The following is a 12,522-nucleotide window of genomic DNA, read 5'->3' as shown; positions in this document are numbered from 1 at the left end:
TCTCTTACTGCGCTGCCGCAGGTATTGCCTTGAAGAAGCGATTGTCCGGCCGCGGCAGGCCCAGATGTTCGCGCAGTGTCGTGCCTTCGTATTCGCGGCGGAAAATGCCGCGGCGCTGCAGCTCTGGAACGACGCGGGTGGTGACGTCAAGCAGGCCCTGCGGCAGGAAGGGGAAGACGACGTTGAAGCCGTCCGAACCTTCCTCATGCAGCCATTGCTCCATCTCGTCGGCGATCGTCTGCGGTGTGCCGACGAAAGCGAGACCGGCATAGCCGCCGAGGCGCTGGGCGAGTTGACGCACGGTCAGTTTCTCAGCCTCTGCAAGCGCGATGACGCGTTCCCGCCCGCTCTTGCTGGCATTGGTTTCCGGCGTTTCCGGCAGCGGGCCATCCGGATCGAAGCTGGAGGCGTCGTGGCCGAGTGCGATCGAGAGCGACGCGATGGCGCTGTCGTAGTGGACGAGGCTATCGAGCTTGGCGCGCTTGGCCTTCGCTTCCTCGACGGTATCGCCGACGACAATAAAGGCAGCCGGCAGGATTTTCAGGTGATCCGGGTTGCGGCCGATCTGTTTCATCCGTCCCTTGATGTCGGCGAAAATCGACTTGCCGTCAGCGAGGTTGCGCGGCGCGGCAAAGACCGCTTCGGCGGTCTCGGCGGCGAGCTGGCGGCCAACGTCGGATTGTCCGGCTTGCACGATGACAGGCCAGCCCTGCGGCGAGCGGGCAATGTTGAGCGGGCCGCGAACGCTCAGTTCCTCGCCCTTGTGGGCAAGCACGTGCATTTTTTCCGGATCGAAGAAGATGCCGGTCTCGGCGTTGCGGATGAAGGCGTCGTCGGCGAAGCTATCCCAGAGGCCGGTGACGACGTCATAAAATTCGCGGGCGCGATGATAGCGCTCGCCATGTTCCACATGCTCCTCGAGGCCGAAATTCAGCGCCGCGTCGGGATTGGATGTGGTGACGATATTCCAGCCGGCGCGACCGCCACTGATATGGTCGAGCGAGGCAAAGCGGCGGGCGATGTGATAGGGCTGATCGAAGGTCGTCGATGCGGTGGCGACAAGGCCGATCCTGTCGGTGACGGCGGCAAGCGCAGACAGCAGGGTAAAGGGCTCGAAGGAGGTCACCGTGTGGCTGCGCTTCAGCGCCTCGATCGGCATGTTGAGGACGGCCAGATGGTCGGCCATGAAGAAGGCGTCGAATTTCGCCTTTTCGAGCTCCTGCGCGAAGCTCTTGATGTGCTGGAAATTGAAATTGGCGTCCGGATAGGAGCCGGGGTAGCGCCATGCGCCGGTGTGCAGGCTGACGGGACGCATGAAGGCCCCAAGCTTCAATTGCTTCTGTTCGGTCATGGGCTCTCTCTCGAAAATCGCCGGGTCGCCACGACATCGCGACGCCGTCGCCAGCTGAAATATGCACTACGACGTAGGCGTGCTCCTCGCGCATTCAAAGAGCCGATTTCATTTATTTGATCGGTTGCGCGGAATATTCATCCAGCCTGCGCTTCAACACCGATCTGCCCCGCAAAAACCCTAACCAGCCAGTCTATGAAAACGCGTACGCGAGGCGAAAGCTGCCGGCTGCGGGGATAGAGCATCGAAACCGGTGTCCGGGTCGGCGGGAAGTCCTTCAGAATGTGCAGCAGCTGACCGGCGTCCAGGGCGTCTTCGGCATGGTAGCGCGGAACCTGGATCAAGCCGAGGCCGAGCTTGGCGGCGGCAAAATAGCTCTCGGCCGCGTTGACGGAGATGGTTGCGGGCAGGGTAATCTCGCGCACGGTGCCACCTACCTCGAACTCCAGCGGCAGCAGCCCGCCTGTTGCGGAAGAGCGGAAGCCGACCATGCGATGGCCGTCGAGCGCGTCCGGATGCATGGGCATGCCGTAACGCTCCACATAGGCCGGGGCGGCAAGCGTTACCTCCTCCAGCATGGCGACGCGGCGCGCGATCATGTCACTGTCCTGCAGCGTGCCGACGCGCAGCACGCAATCGATCCCTTCGCGGATGAGATCGACGAAGCGATCGCCCTCGGTCATCTGAAATTCGATCTCAGGATAGGTCTCAAGGAACGAGGGCAGGTTCGGCAGGACGAAATGGCGGGCGAGGGTGCCGTGCACATCGACGCGCAGCACTCCTTTCGGCTTTGCGCCGGCAAAGGCGCCTTCAGCGTCTTCTATGTCGGAGAGGATGCGCAGGCAGCGCTGATAATAGGCCTCGCCGTCGAGTGTCGGGCTCACATGCCGCGTCGTGCGCTGCAGCACGCGCACCCCGAGCCTTGCCTCCAGCTGCTTGATCGCATCCGTTACCGTCGAGCGGGGCAGGCCGGTGTCTTCCGCCGCCAGCGTGAAGCTGCGCCGCTCCACCACTCGGCAAAACACGCGCATGGCATCGAATCTGTCCATCTTATTTGTTCGCTTATTTCGGATAGTGATGCTGATTAATGGCTGATTATCCGCTTTGTGAAAAGGGGCATCTTCTCCTCATCGAAAGGCGCTGAGGCGCAAAACAAGCAAGGATGAGGAAAATGAGCAGCAATTCCAATAAAGTAGCCATCGTGACAGGTGCATCCCGCGGCATCGGCGCAGCCATTGCAGAGCGACTGGCCGCAGATGGCTTCACCGTCGTCATCAACTATGCCGGCAGCGAGGCTGCTGCCGAAGAGCTGGCCCGCAAAATCGAGGAGAAGGGTGGCAAGGCGCTGACCGCCAAGGCCGATGTTTCCGATGTCGAGGCAGTGCGCCGCATGTTCGATGCAGCCGAGGCAGCTTTCGGCGGCGTCGATGTGCTGATCAACAATGCAGGCATCATGCAGCTCGCCAAGATCGCCGATGCCGATGACGCGCATTTCGACCGTCATATCGCCATCAACCTCAAGGGCACGTTCAACACGCTGCGCGAAGCCGGCAAGCGCCTGCGCGACGGCGGCCGCATCGTCAACTTCTCGACCAGCGTCGTCGGGCTGAAGCTCGAATCCTATGGCGTCTATGCTGCGACAAAGGCCGCCGTCGAGACGCTGACGGGCATCATGTCGAAGGAGCTGCGTGGCCGCTCGATATCAGTTAATGCCGTCGCTCCCGGCCCGACGGCCACCGACCTCTTCCTGAATGGCAAGAGTGACGAACTCATCGACCGCATGGCCAAGATGAACCCGCTGGAACGGCTGGGTACGCCGGAGGATATCGCCGCCGCCGTCTCCTTCCTCGTCGGCCCCGATGGCGGCTGGATCAACGGCCAGACGCTGCGTGCCAATGGCGGCATGATCTGAGCCATTCGGGCGGCAGGGCAATGCCTGCCGCCACTGTCACCCTCGGCAAGATTTCATTGTCAGCAACTGACCATCCAAAAGGAACAGGATCATGAGCAAGCAAATCATCGTCATATCAGGCGCATCGAGCGGCTTCGGCGCTCTGACGGCGCGCGCCCTCGCCAAAGCGGGCCACACTGTCTATGCCGGCATCCGCGAGACCGGGGGACGTAACGCGCCGCAGGTCGAAGCCGTCGCCGCTTTCGCCAAAGAGAATGGTGTAGACCTTCGCGCCGTCGAGCTCGATGTCGCCTCGGACGCATCGGTGGAAGCCGGCATTGCCGAGATCATTGCCCAGCAGGGCCGCATCGACACCGTCATCCACAATGCCGGCCATATGTCCTTCGGCCCGGCCGAGGCCTTCACGCCCGAGCAGTTTGCCGAGCTCTACGACATCAACGTGCTCAGCACCCAACGCGTCAATCGCGCCGCGCTCCCTCATCTGCGCAAGCAGGGCAAGGGGCTGGTCGTCTGGGTATCCTCCTCCAGCACCCGCGGCGGCACACCGCCCTATCTGTCGCCTTACTTCGCCGCCAAGGCCGCGATGGATTCGCTCGCCGTCTCCTATGCGTCCGAGTTGACTCGCTGGGGCATCGAAACGGCGATCATCGTGCCGGGCGCCTTTACGAAGGGAACGAACCATTTTGCCCATTCCGGCTCGCCCGCCGACAAAGCCCGTGCTGCCGAATACGACAATGGTCCCTATGCCGGCGTTCCCGACCAGGCGCTGAAAGGACTTGCCTCGCTGGAGCCGGCGGACGCCGACGCTGCCTCGGTTGCCACCGCCATCGTCGATGTCGTGGACATGCCCTTCGGCACGCGTCCATTCCGTGTCCATATCGATCCGTCGGAAGATGGTGCGGAGATCGTCAACGGCGTTGCCGATCGGGTGCGGGCGGAGCTTTTCCGGCGCATCGGCCTGGAGGATCTATTGAAGCCACATGTAAAAGGCTGAGGCCTCGCTCTTACTCTTCCAGAGTGTCAAATCGCCGCTTCTGTGCCACAGGAGCGGCGTTCGCGTGCTTCCATCGAGATTATTTTGCGTCATACGGCATTCCAAGCCTGTACGTTTCGTACTAAAGCGAATCCTTTAGAGGGTCGGGAGATATCCATGGACGCGAAGGACATTGGCGAAATTGCCAGCTGGCTCATGCAGGCCGGCCTCAAGGGCATGGCGGAAGTCGATATCCTCTCGGGCTTCTGCGAGCAGTGCCGACAGCATGGACTGAACCTCGACCGAGCCATGGCGCTGATGGATACGCTGCATCCGGTTTACGAGGGCCGTGCCTTTCGCTGGGACGGCAAGCAGGTCATCGAGCGCGAGTTCGAATATGGCCCGTCGCATCAGGGGATTGCGTCGGAGAATTGGCAGCGCTCTGCCTTTCATCATCTGCTGACCACGGGTGGGGATGAAGTGCGCCGGCGCATCGGCTTTGGCGAGCCTGCCGATTTCTACGGGCTCGACACGCTGCTGGCCGATGGTCACACCGACTACATTGCCATGGTGCATCGGTTCGAAGAGGGCGGCACGATTGGCGAGATGGATTGCTTCTATTCCAACTTCGCCACGGCCGGCGAAGCGGGTTTTCCGGACGAAGATCTGCGTGTGCTGCGCAAGCTGACGCCTGCGCTCGCGCTGGCCATCAAGTGCACCGGCATGAGCCGCATTGCCCGAACGATTGCCGAGGTCTATCTGGGCGAGGATGCCGCCCGGCATGTTCTCGAAGGCAAGATCACGCGCGGCAAGACCGAGCGGATTTCGGCGGCGCTCTGGTTTTCCGATCTCGCCAACTATACGCGCATTTCGGATACGGCCGAGCCGGATGAGATCATCCCGATGCTGAACGCTTATGCCGATGCGGTCATCTCCTCGATCCATGAGGCAGGTGGCAATGTGCTGAAGCTGATCGGCGACGGCACGCTGGCGATCTTCAAGGCAAGGAATTCGGCCGATGCCTGTGCGGCTGCGCTGATGGCGGAATCGCTGCTGCGGCAGAGGCTGCGCGATCTCAATTCCCAGCGCCAGATCGAGGGCAGGCCCGTGACCGACGTCTATCTCGGCCTGCATATCGGCGATGTCTTCTACGGCAATATCGGCAGCATGGACCGGCTGGACTTCACGGTCATCGGGCCGGCTGTCAACGAGGTCAGCCGTATCGCTTCGATGTGTCGCTCGGCCGACCGCAATGTCCTGATGTCGTCGAACTTCGTCGAGGCGCTGTCGACGCATAATAGCAACGATCTGGTTTCCGTCGGCCGCTATGCGCTGCGTGGCGTCAACCGGCCACAAGAACTGTTCACACTGCTGTCTTCGGCAGCGTAAACGCTCTATTTCTTTGCTTTTACGCATTTCCGGACCGAAAACCGCGCTGCGCACTTTTCCTGGAACTGCTTTAGCGGCGACCGGCGGCGAACATCGGGCCGCCTTTGCTTGACGGAAAGCCGTAGCCGTTGATCATGACGAGATCGATGTCGCTGGCGCGAGCGGCGATGCCTTCCGAAAGCAGGGCATCGCCTTCGTCGACCATGGCCTTCAGCAGGCCAGCAACGATCTCTTCGGTGGTGAAGCGCTTCGGCACGATGCCTTTCTCGGCGCGGGCGGCTTCGATCATCCCGGTTACTTCGGGATCGACAGTCCGCTTGCCGTCGGGATAGGCATACCAGCCGCGGCCTGTCTTCTGGCCGAAACGGCCGGCTTCGCAGAGCCGGTCGGCGATGACGACATAACGCTCTGCAGGATCGCGTGTCGCCGCCTGCCGCTTGCGACGGGCCCAGGCAATCTCCAGTCCCGCCATGTCGAAGACGGCGAAAGGCCCCATGGGAAAACCGTATGCTTCCAGAGCCGCATCGACCTCCTGCGGCAAGGCGCCATCCTCAACCATGTATTCGGCTTCGCGGCGATAGGCGGAAAAGATGCGGTTGCCAATGAAGCCTTCGGTGACGCCGGAGACAATGGCCAGCTTGCCCAGCCGCTTTGCAAACGCCAATGCGCTCGCCAGCACGTCCGGCGCGGTCTCCTTGCAGTCCACCACTTCCAGCAACCGCATGATGTGGGCGGGCGAGAAGAAGTGCAGGCCGACGACCCGCTCAGGTCGCGCGGTAGCGGCGGCGATGACGTCAGGATCGAGGTAGCTTGTATTGGTCGCGAGAATTGCGTCGGCGCGGACGATGGTATCGAGGCGCTGGAACAGTTCGGTCTTGACGGTGAGGTCGTCGAAGACGGCTTCGATGACGATATCGGCCTGCGCCAGTTGCTGCATATCGGCGGTCACGCTCAATCGGCCCAGACGGTCTTCACGGCCAGCCGTGTCGAGGCGGCCGGATTGAACGGCCTTCTCGAGGATGCCGGCGATCCGTTCACGGCCTTTTTCCGCGGCTTCGGCGTTTTGCTCGACGCCGATGATGCGATAGCCACCATTCAGTGCTGATACGGCGATGCCTGACCCCATGAGGCCGGTGCCGACGATGCCGACGGTTTCTATTCTACGTGGGGCGACGGCTTCCAAACCTTCGACCTTGCCGGCGGCGCGTTCGGCAAAGAAGACATGGCGGAGAGCTGCCGCCTCTTCGCTGTCGCGAAGCTTAATGAAGGTGCGGCGCTCCTCGGCAAGTCCTTCCGCTAGGGGAGTGGTCGCTGCGAGGCGCACGAGGCGGACCGCTTCCGTTGGTGCATTCTGGCCGCGCGCCTTGCGCGATGCATCGGCGGCCGCCTTTTCGATGGCTTCAATGGGCGTAGCTGGAACGGAAAGCGCACCGGTACGGCGCAAGGAGGGGGCGTCGAGCCCTTTGATATCGGCAATGGCGTCAGCGCGTAGCGCGCTTTCGGAGACACCGTCGACAATGCCGAGCTTGAGTGCCTCCGAGGCTGAAATGATGCGTCCGCCGGCGATCATATCGATAGCGGCAGAGACGCCGATCAGGCGCGGCAGGCGTTGCGTGCCACCGGCGCCGGGAACGATGCCGAGCTTGACTTCCGGCAGGCCGATCTTGGCTGAAGGAGCTGCATGGCGGCGGTGGCAGGCCAACGCCACTTCTAGGCCGCCGCCAAGTGCTGCGCCATTGATCGCCGCTGCGACGGGTTTCGCAAAGGATTCGATGCGTGCGATGACATCAGGCAGATGCGGCTCGACCGGTGGCTTGCCGAATTCCTTGATGTCAGCGCCGCCGATGAAGCTGTTGCTAGCGCCGGTCAGGACAATGCCCTTAATCCCGCCGTCTTTCTCCGCGTGATCCAGCGCCGCCATCAACCCGGCTCTCACATCGGCTGAGAGCGCGTTGACCGGCGCATTGTCAATAGTGACGACCAAGATCCCGTCGGCAAGAGCCGCCGAAATGGTGTCCGAAAAGCGCAGTGCCGACATGATTTTGACCACCTGTTGGATGCTATTCCGGAATGATGGCTGTCGCTTGGATCTCGATCTTGGCGCGATCCTCGACGAGGGCGACGACCTGTACGGCGGCCATGGCCGGGAAGTGGCGGCCGATGGTTTCGCGATAGGCCTGGCCGATAGCCTTGAGGCTGCCGAGATATTCCTGCTTGTCGGTGAAATACCAGGTCATCGAGGTGATGTGCTTCGGCTCGGCGCCGCCTTCCGCAAGAATGGCGACAACGTTCTTCAACGTCTGGCGCACCTGCTCGGCAAAGTCGTCGCTTTCGAATTCGCAGTTGGCATTCCAGCCGACTTGGCCGCCGACGAACACCATGCGGCCGGTTGCCGCCATGCCATTGGCATAGCCGATCGGCTTGGCCCAGCCTTCAGGTTGCAGGATGGTGTGCATCGGTGGTCTCCAGATGAGAGGTCAGCGCGGCGCGGATATCATCCGGCCAGGCAAGCGATTGATGGTTATCGAGCGAGGTGGCGACGACGCGGTGTTTTGCCGTCCACAGCACATGGCCGTTGGCCGAGACCTGATGTTCCAGGTCGAGAGAGGAACGGCCGATGCCGCGCACCGTCAGCAGGAATTCGAGGTCGTCGCCCTGCAGGCCCGGCTTCATGAAGGTCAGATCGAGCCGCACGGTGGGAACACCGATGCGGCGGTCGTCAATCATATGCCTCCAGGAAAAGCCGATCGAGGCGAAATAGTCTTCCAGCACCCCGACGAGGATGTTCAGATAGGATGGGAAATAGGCGATCCCCGAGGGATCGCAATCTCCGAAGCGCAGGGGTCTGGTGGTCTTGAACGCCAAGGTCGACCTCAGTTCGAAAAGGCGGCGATGCCTGTAATGGCGCGGCCGAGAATGAGAGCGTGGATGTCGTGCGTGCCCTCATAAGTGTTGACCACTTCGAGGTTGACGAGATGGCGGGCGATGCCGAATTCGTCGGAAATGCCGTTGCCGCCAAGCATGTCGCGGGCGGCGCGGGCGATATCCAGCGCCTTGCCGCAGCTGTTGCGCTTGACGATCGACGTCAGTTCGACGGGCGGGTGACCGTCTTCCTTCATGCGGCCGAGACGCAGGCAACCCTGCAGGCCGAGCGTGATCTCGGTCACCATGTCGGCGAGCTTCTTCTGGATCAGCTGGTTGGCCGCAAGAGGGCGGTCGAACTGCTTGCGGTCGAGCACATATTGCCGGGCCTTGGCATAGCAATCCTCGGCCGCGCCGAGGGCGCCCCAGGCGATGCCGAAGCGCGCCGAGTTGAGGCAAGTGAAGGGACCCTTGAGGCCGGAAACGTTCGGCAGCAGGTTTTCCTCCGGCACGAAGACATTCTCCATCACGACTTCGCCCGTGATCGAGGCGCGCAGGCCGACCTTGCCGTGGATGGCGGGAGCAGACAGTCCCTTCCAGCCCTTTTCAAGGATGAAGCCGCGGATGAGGCCATCCTCGGTCTTTGCCCAGACGACGAAGACATCGGCGATCGGCGCATTGGAGATCCAGGTCTTGGTGCCGGTCAGGCTGTAGCCGCCATCGACCTTCTTGGCGCGTGACGCCATCGAGCCAGGGTCGGAACCATGGTTCGGCTCGGTGAGGCCGAAGCAGCCAATCCATTCGCCGGTTGCGAGCTTCGGCAGGTATTTCTGCTTCTGTGCCTCGGAGCCGAAGGTGTCGATCGGCACCATGACGAGCGAGGACTGCACGCTCATCATCGAGCGATAGCCGCTGTCGACGCGCTCCACTTCGCGAGCGATCAGGCCGTAGGCGACATAGCCGAGGCCGGCGCCGCCATATTCCGGCGCAATCGTCGGGCCGAGCAGGCCGAGTTCGCCCATTTCACGGAAGATCGTCGGATCGGTCTTCTCATGGCGGAAGGCTTCGAGCACGCGCGGCGCTAGCTTCTCCTGTGCATAGGAGTGTGCGGTATCAAGCACCATGCGTTCTTCATCGCTCAGTTGCTCCACCAGTCGGAACGGGTCGGCCCAGTCGAAAATCTCGCGGCTCATGCTCTCAATCTCCCATCAGTTTGTCTTCAAAAGTTCGCGCGCGACGATGAGTTTTTGAACCTCCGTCGCACCTTCATAGATGCGAAGCGCGCGGATCTCCCGATAGAGTTTTTCCGTTATCTCGCCCGACCTTACGCCACGTCCGCCGAAGAGCTGAACGGCGCGGTCGATGACGCTCTGCGCGGTTTCGGTCGCCGTCATCTTGGCCATGGCCGCCTCGCGGGTCGTCGGCAAGCGCTGCACGTCGCGACGCCAGGCCGCCCGGTAGGTGAGCAATGCCGCCGCGTCGATGCCGGTCGCCATATCGCCGAGGGCGGCCTGCGTCAACTGAAGGTCACCGAGCGTTGCACCGAACATGGGGCGGGCGCGAACATGGGCAAGCGATTCATCGAGCGCCCGGCGCGCAAAGCCGAGGCCTGCAGCGGCGACCGAAGCGCGGAAGATATCGAGCGTGCGCATGGCGATCTTGAAGCCTTCGCCCGGCGCACCGAGACGGCGCGAAGCGGGGATGCGGCAATTCTCGAAGCGGATCGTCGCCAGTGGATGCGGCGCAATCACTTCGATGCGTTCGGCGATCGAGAAGCCGGGATCATCGGCAAAGACGACGAAGGCCGAGATGCCGCGGGTTCCTGGCGCTTCGCCGGTGCGGGCAAAGACGGTGTAGACATCTGCGATGCCGCCATTGGAAATCCAGGTCTTCTCGCCATCGAGAACGTAATGATCGCCATCGAGGCGGGCGGCGCAGCTCATGGCCGCGACATCGGAGCCGGCGTCTTTTTCCGAGAGGGCGAAAGCGGCCAGCCAGTCACCGGCGCGTACTTTCGGTAGCACGGCGGCCCGCAATTCTGGCGAACCGGACAAGCCGATCGCGCCGGTGCCGAGGCCTTGCATGGCAAAAGCGAAGTCGGCAAGCCCATCGTACCAGGCGAGCGTTTCACGGGCGAGGCAGACGAGACGAGAATCGATCAGTGGCTCTTCATGCGACGAACCTGTGGCTGCAGCGAGCAGCCCGGCATCACCGAGCGACTTCACCAGCTTGCGGCACGCAGCATCGACATCGGTATGGTCGATGGAGGCCATGGCGGAGGATTTGCCGAAGGCATCGACCTCGGCGGCAAAGTGATGATGGCGTTCCTCGAAGAACGGCCAATCCAGATGGTCCCGCGTCGGACCGGGGAGGCTGCTTGCCGTCGACATTGCCTAGTCTCCCTGAAATTCCGGTTTGCGCTTGGCGGCAAAAGCTTCGAAGGCGCGGCGGAAGTCCTGCGTCGCCATGCAGACGGCCTGGGCCTGCGCTTCGGATTCGATCATCTCGTCGATACCCATCGCCCATTCCTGGTTCAGCATCGTCTTCGTCATGCCATGCGCGAACCAGGGGCCATCGGCGAGCGAACGGGCGAGCTTGGCCGCTTCCTGCTCGAGGTCGGCGCCGGCGTGCAGGGTGTTGTAGAAGCCCCAGGCATGACCTTCGCTTGCCGTCATCGAGCGGCCGGTAAAGAGAAGTTCGGCGGCGCGGCCCTGGCCGATGATGCGGGGCAGGATGCCGCATGCGCCCATATCGGCACCCGCAAGACCGACACGAGTGAAGAGGAAGGCCGTCTTGGCCTCAGGCGTTGCGAGCCTCAGGTCGGAGGCCATAGCAAGGATGGCGCCAGCGCCGGCGCAGATGCCGTCGACGGCCGTGATGATCGGCTGCGGGCATTTGCGCATCGCCTTGACGAGATCGCCGGTCATGCGCGTGAAGGCCAGCAGCTCGGGCATGGCCATGCGGGTCAATGGTTCGATGATCTCGAACACATCGCCGCCCGAGGAAAAATTACCGCCGGCGCCGGTCAGCACGATTGCGCGGATATCCGATGCATAGGCAAGATCGCGGAAGAGGTCGCGCAGCTCGGCATAGCTGTCGAAGGTCAGCGGGTTCTTACGCTCGGGGCGGTTCAGGCGGACGGTGGCGACGCGGCCGTCCTCGCTGACTTCCCAGAGGAAGTGCTGAGGCTTGTAATCCTTGAAGGGCTTCAGATGGCCCCGCATCGTCATGTCCCGATCGCTCATCGCGTTCAAATCTCCCCACCGGCAACCGCGATTGCCTGTCCATTGATCGATGCCGCCGCCGGCGATGCCAGCCAGAGAACGGTATCGGCGATTTCTTCCGGCGTGACGAGCCGTCCCTGCGGATTGGATTTCGTAAGCTCGCCAAGTGCCTGTTCGGCCGTGCGCCCGGTCTTGGCGACGATGGTTTCGATCGACCGCTGGATGATCGGTGTATCGGTGAAGCCGGGGCAGACGGCATTGACTGTCATGCCGGTCTTGGCGAATTCCAGCGCCAGCGAGCGGGTGAGGCCGACGACGCCGTGCTTGGCGGCGACATAGGCGGAGACGTAGCCATAGCCCTTCAGGCCGGCGGTCGAGGCAATATTGATGATGCGCGCGCCGGCGCCATGCGTCTTCAGATCGGGCAGCACGGCCTGCGTCACCAGGAAGACGCCGGTCAGATCGACCGAGAGGACATGGTTCCAGGTCTCCAGGCTGGTCTTCTCGAAAGCTGCGCTCGGGGCTTCGCCGGCATTGTTAACGAGGATGTCGACGACGCCGAATTTTTCGCGCGCCTTGGTCAGGCCATGGGCAATAGCCTCGGGATTTGTAACGTCGAATCCATCGAGCACGAAAGCCTGCACACCGATCTCGGCGGCGATCGCTTCCAGAGGTTCCTTCCGACGGCTGGCCAGGGTGACGCGCGCGCCGTCTGCTGCAAGCGCCCTTGCGATCGCGGCACCGATGCCGCTGCCGGCGCCGGTGATGAGGGCGTGACGGTCGCCAAGTTTGCCCGAAGTCGTCATCCGAT

12 protein-coding genes are annotated in these 12,522 nt (G+C 62.5%); 3 read left to right on the top strand and 9 right to left on the bottom strand.

Annotated features, from left to right (window positions below):
• Positions 1-4 precede the first annotated feature (4 nt).
• Entirely contained in the window at positions 5-1,351 is a 1,347-nt protein-coding gene (locus ACQZ6F_RS10895; RefSeq protein ID WP_449091819.1) for an LLM class flavin-dependent oxidoreductase, read from the bottom strand.
• 137 nt (positions 1,352-1,488) lie between these two features.
• Positions 1,489-2,400 (bottom strand): LysR family transcriptional regulator, encoded by a 912-nt coding sequence (locus tag ACQZ6F_RS10890; RefSeq protein WP_449091820.1) that lies wholly within the window; start codon positions 2,398-2,400, stop codon positions 1,489-1,491.
• A gap of 122 nt (positions 2,401-2,522) precedes the next feature.
• Here ACQZ6F_RS10890 and ACQZ6F_RS10885 point away from each other — a divergent pair, with 122 nt between their 5' ends.
• The 3 genes from ACQZ6F_RS10885 (at position 2,523) to ACQZ6F_RS10875 (ending at position 5,625) form a co-directional block, all read left to right on the top strand.
• On the top strand, positions 2,523-3,263 hold the full coding sequence (locus ACQZ6F_RS10885) for an SDR family oxidoreductase (RefSeq protein ID WP_449091821.1): 741 nt from the start codon (positions 2,523-2,525) through the stop codon (positions 3,261-3,263).
• Between the two features lie 91 nt (positions 3,264-3,354).
• Positions 3,355-4,257, top strand: coding sequence for an SDR family oxidoreductase (locus ACQZ6F_RS10880; protein WP_449091822.1), 903 nt, complete (start codon positions 3,355-3,357; stop codon positions 4,255-4,257).
• 156 nt (positions 4,258-4,413) lie between these two features.
• Complete coding sequence (locus tag ACQZ6F_RS10875) at positions 4,414-5,625, top strand: adenylate/guanylate cyclase domain-containing protein (protein WP_077469565.1); 1,212 nt, start codon at positions 4,414-4,416, stop codon at positions 5,623-5,625.
• 70 nt (positions 5,626-5,695) lie between these two features.
• Here the strand turns inward: ACQZ6F_RS10875 and ACQZ6F_RS10870 are convergent, their stop codons facing one another.
• From ACQZ6F_RS10870 to ACQZ6F_RS10840, 7 genes are read right to left on the bottom strand one after another with little or no spacing between them, the layout of a single operon-like run.
• Positions 5,696-7,663 carry a 3-hydroxyacyl-CoA dehydrogenase NAD-binding domain-containing protein gene (locus ACQZ6F_RS10870; protein ID WP_449091823.1) on the bottom strand — a complete coding sequence of 656 codons (1,968 nt, stop codon included), beginning with the start codon at positions 7,661-7,663 and terminating at the stop codon, positions 5,696-5,698.
• A 22-nt stretch (positions 7,664-7,685) separates the two neighbouring features.
• A complete protein-coding gene (locus ACQZ6F_RS10865) occupies positions 7,686-8,081 on the bottom strand; it encodes a RidA family protein (RefSeq protein ID WP_449091824.1) in 396 nt (131 codons plus the stop codon).
• Positions 8,059-8,490 (bottom strand): acyl-CoA thioesterase, encoded by a 432-nt coding sequence (locus ACQZ6F_RS10860; RefSeq protein ID WP_077469568.1) that lies wholly within the window; start codon positions 8,488-8,490, stop codon positions 8,059-8,061. Before ACQZ6F_RS10860 ends, ACQZ6F_RS10865 begins: the two co-directional genes overlap by 23 nt.
• 8 nt (positions 8,491-8,498) lie before the next feature.
• Entirely contained in the window at positions 8,499-9,680 is a 1,182-nt protein-coding gene (locus ACQZ6F_RS10855) for an acyl-CoA dehydrogenase (RefSeq protein WP_449091825.1), read from the bottom strand.
• A 15-nt stretch (positions 9,681-9,695) separates the two neighbouring features.
• The gene (locus ACQZ6F_RS10850) at positions 9,696-10,877 is read right to left on the bottom strand and encodes an acyl-CoA dehydrogenase family protein (RefSeq protein ID WP_449091826.1); all 1,182 of its coding nucleotides are present in this window, start codon (positions 10,875-10,877) and stop codon (positions 9,696-9,698) included.
• Positions 10,878-10,880: 3 nt separating this feature from the next.
• Positions 10,881-11,732 (bottom strand): enoyl-CoA hydratase family protein, encoded by an 852-nt coding sequence (locus ACQZ6F_RS10845; RefSeq protein ID WP_449091827.1) that lies wholly within the window; start codon positions 11,730-11,732, stop codon positions 10,881-10,883.
• A 5-nt stretch (positions 11,733-11,737) separates the two neighbouring features.
• Entirely contained in the window at positions 11,738-12,517 is a 780-nt protein-coding gene (locus ACQZ6F_RS10840) for an SDR family NAD(P)-dependent oxidoreductase (protein ID WP_449091828.1), read from the bottom strand.
• Between the last annotated feature and the right edge of the window lie 5 nt (positions 12,518-12,522).

Source organism: Rhizobium sp. A22-96 (assembly GCF_053521805.1).
This window is presented reverse-complemented; position numbering and strand designations above follow the sequence as displayed.

What these genes read in the sequence shown, in the direction of transcription:
- ACQZ6F_RS10890 (WP_449091820.1), bottom strand. Translation starts at nt 2,400, where the DNA reads ATGGACAGATTCGATGCCATGCGCGTGTTTTGCCGAGTGGTGGAGCGG.
- ACQZ6F_RS10885 (WP_449091821.1), top strand. Translation starts at nt 2,523, where the DNA reads ATGAGCAGCAATTCCAATAAAGTAGCCATCGTGACAGGTGCATCCCGC.
- ACQZ6F_RS10865 (WP_449091824.1), bottom strand. Translation starts at nt 8,081, where the DNA reads ATGCACACCATCCTGCAACCTGAAGGCTGGGCCAAGCCGATCGGCTAT.
- ACQZ6F_RS10875 (WP_077469565.1), top strand. Translation starts at nt 4,414, where the DNA reads ATGGACGCGAAGGACATTGGCGAAATTGCCAGCTGGCTCATGCAGGCC.
- ACQZ6F_RS10840 (WP_449091828.1), bottom strand. Translation starts at nt 12,517, where the DNA reads ATGACGACTTCGGGCAAACTTGGCGACCGTCACGCCCTCATCACCGGC.
- ACQZ6F_RS10870 (WP_449091823.1), bottom strand. Translation starts at nt 7,663, where the DNA reads ATGTCGGCACTGCGCTTTTCGGACACCATTTCGGCGGCTCTTGCCGAC.
- ACQZ6F_RS10895 (WP_449091819.1), bottom strand. Translation starts at nt 1,351, where the DNA reads ATGACCGAACAGAAGCAATTGAAGCTTGGGGCCTTCATGCGTCCCGTC.
- ACQZ6F_RS10855 (WP_449091825.1), bottom strand. Translation starts at nt 9,680, where the DNA reads ATGAGCCGCGAGATTTTCGACTGGGCCGACCCGTTCCGACTGGTGGAG.
- ACQZ6F_RS10845 (WP_449091827.1), bottom strand. Translation starts at nt 11,732, where the DNA reads ATGAGCGATCGGGACATGACGATGCGGGGCCATCTGAAGCCCTTCAAG.
- ACQZ6F_RS10850 (WP_449091826.1), bottom strand. Translation starts at nt 10,877, where the DNA reads ATGTCGACGGCAAGCAGCCTCCCCGGTCCGACGCGGGACCATCTGGAT.
- ACQZ6F_RS10880 (WP_449091822.1), top strand. Translation starts at nt 3,355, where the DNA reads ATGAGCAAGCAAATCATCGTCATATCAGGCGCATCGAGCGGCTTCGGC.